The 700-nt window shown below is 43.9% G+C and carries 1 protein-coding gene; it reads left to right on the top strand.

What is annotated here, in order from left to right:
• Positions 1–700 (top strand): EAL domain-containing protein (locus tag R7Z49_RS25150; protein WP_318112408.1); only part of this gene is annotated, 700 nt, incomplete at both ends.

Genomic DNA, 700 nt, shown 5'->3' with positions numbered 1-700 from the left:
GTTGGCGGCTGCGCCATTGGTGATGTTCAACATTAATGAAGTGTTGCTGTTTGGTTTGCCGATCATCTTTAACCCTATTCTCATCATCCCATTTGTTCTGGTGCCTTTGGTGAGCTTCGTGATCACTTATGCGAGCATTGCGTCGGGTATTATTGATCCTGTAGAGAAGATCGTGAACTGGATGACGCCGCCGTTGATCAGTGGATATGTAGCAATGGGAAATCATATCCAAGGCACAATACTTCAACTGATAGTGATCGCGGCAGGAGTATTGATCTATCGACCTTTTTATCTTGCTTATGCTGGCAAACACGCGAGTCAATTCGGGCTGAATAATGCTTTGAATGGTATTGAACAATCGCTGTTTAAGTCTCTGCTTAATAGCGTGAAAGATTCAAACATATACAGTATTAACAAATCATCGGCTCAGAAGCGTTTGACTTCAATTCTGCGAGAAGGGGAGCTGGTGATGTTTTATCAAAAGCTACAATCGACGCATGAAGAGAAAGTGTTCTCCTATGAAGCGCTGATTCGTTACATCGACAAAGAGGGAAAACTGTGCCCTCCAACGTTCATCAGTGACTTCCAAATGCTTGATGCCATGCCGCTACTCGATAAGTTGGTCATCGAAAAAGTGCTGTCGGACATGAAAACAATGTCGTTATCGCCGTCACGTCGAGTTGCGATCAATATTTCGGTT

This window comes from Vibrio sp. 1562 (genome assembly GCF_033340155.1).
Classification (GTDB): Bacteria; Pseudomonadota; Gammaproteobacteria; order Enterobacterales; family Vibrionaceae; genus Vibrio; species Vibrio alginolyticus.
This window is presented reverse-complemented; position numbering and strand designations above follow the sequence as displayed.